Origin of the sequence: Caballeronia sp. dw_276, from assembly GCF_018449635.1 — a bacterium.
GTDB lineage: Bacteria > Pseudomonadota > Gammaproteobacteria > Burkholderiales > Burkholderiaceae > Caballeronia.
The window spans coordinates 1-1,919 of sequence record NZ_JAAVUV010000037.1 but is presented as its reverse complement, the minus strand read 5'-3'; the positions used below and the strand labels follow the sequence as shown (position 1 = coordinate 1,919).

At 70.1% G+C, this 1,919-nt stretch carries 1 protein-coding gene; it reads left to right on the top strand.

Annotation, left to right across the window (positions count from 1 at the left end; translation table 11 throughout):
• Nucleotides 1-1,919, top strand: a 1,919-nt coding sequence (locus HB633_RS30480) for an amino acid adenylation domain-containing protein (RefSeq protein WP_213781845.1), incomplete at both ends; no start/stop codon positions are given.

Below are 1,919 nucleotides of genomic sequence, written 5' to 3'. Positions count from 1 at the left end.
TTCGGCCGCATCGACGTGCCGGGTCTGGGGCTCGAGCCGATGCAGGCCGAGGCGACGACCGCGAAGTACGACCTGACGCTGAACGTGGAGGAAGTTGGCGAGGGCCTGGAGGCGAGCTTCGAATACGACACGGACCTCTTCGATCGCGAGACGGTCGAGCGCATCGCGTCACGCTTCGTGAGACTGCTGGAGGCCATTGTGGCCCGCCCGGACAGCCCGGTGGGCGATCTGGCGATGATGCCGGAGGCCGAACGCCGGCTGTTGCTGGAAGACTGGAGCGCCACGCCCACGCCTACAGCCAGCCCGCAGGCGCAGGCGCCGACGGTGCATGCCCGCTTCGAGGCACAGGCGGCCCGCACGCCGGAGGCGATCGCGCTGGTGTGCGGTGACGAACGACTCAGCTACGGCGAACTCGACGCACGCGCGAACCGTCTGGCCCATCACCTGCGCACACTGGGGGTAGGGCCGGACGTGCTGGTGGGGATTTGCGTGGAGCGCTCGATCGCGATGATCGTCGGTCTGCTCGGGATACTGAAAGCGGGTGGCGCATACGTGCCGCTCGACCCGGCCTATCCGCGCGAGCGGCTGGCGCTGATGCTCGAGGACGCCGCACCGGCGCTGGTGCTAAGCCAGCCGGACTTGGCCGGGCGCATCGGCACGCAGGTGCCGCTGGTGCTGCTCGACGACGACCAGAGCGCGGCATGGCAGGCGTATCCGGTGACACCGCCGGCGCCGCTCGCACAGGCGGGGCATCTGGCTTACGTGATCTACACCTCGGGCTCGACGGGCAAGCCGAAGGGCGTGGCCATCGAGCATCGTGCGCTGGCGAGTCTGGCCGGTTTCCAGGCAGGCGGGCTGCTGCGGCATGGCTGCCGCAATCTGCTGCAGTTCGCGAGCATCAGCTTCGACATGTCGGTGGAGGAGATCTATCCGGCGCTGATCGCGGGGCTGACGCTGACCCTGTGTCCGGAGCCGCTGCGCCTGCCGGGGGCAGCGTTCAGCGAGTTCGTGGCGCGCGAGGGGATCGACGCGCTGAACCTGCCGACGGCGTTCTGGCATGAGTGGGTCGCGTCGTTCGGGGGGGCGCACGGCGTGGCGTTGCCGGCCTCGCTGAAATGGGTGTCGACGGGCGGGGAGAAGGCCGATGCGAGCCGCTACCGTGCCTGGACGAAGTGGGCGGGGACGCGCGGCGTGGAGTGGAGCAACGCGTACGGGCCGAGTGAGAGCACGGTGAACGCGGCGGTGCTGTCGCTGGCGTCGTCGGCGCTGACGACGCATGGCGAGGGCGTGCCGATCGGGCGGCCGATCGCCAATACGGAGATTTACCTGCTGGATAGGCGGGGGCATCCGGTGCCGGTGGGGGTGGTGGGCGAGCTGTATATCGGCGGGATGGGGCTGGCGCGGGGTTACCTGAATCGTCCGGAGCTGAGCGCGGAGCGTTTCGTGCCGAATCCGTTCGGCGCGCGCGGCAGCCGGCTGTACCGCACGGGGGACTTGGCGCGGCATCTGCCGGACGGCAATCTGGACTATGTCGGGCGAGCCGATCAGCAGATCAAGATCCGCGGCTTCCGGATCGAGCCGGGCGAGATCGAGGCGGCGCTGGTGGCGCATGAGGGCGTGCGCGAGGCGGTGGTGCTGGCGCGCGAAGAGGTGGCAGGCGACGCGCGGCTGGTGGCGTATCTGGTTGCGGGCGAAGCGCTCGACGCGTCTGCGCTGCGCGCGCATCTGCGCAAGACACTGCCCGACTACATGGTGCCGTCGCACTTCGTTCGACTCGACAGCCTGCCGCTGACGCCGAACGGCAAGCTGGACCGGCGTGCGCTGCCAGCGCCGGAGGCGAACCGGGGGGAGACGGGCTACGTCGCACCGCGCACGGCGACCGAGCGCGCGCTGGCGCGAATCTGGGCTGACGTGCTGGG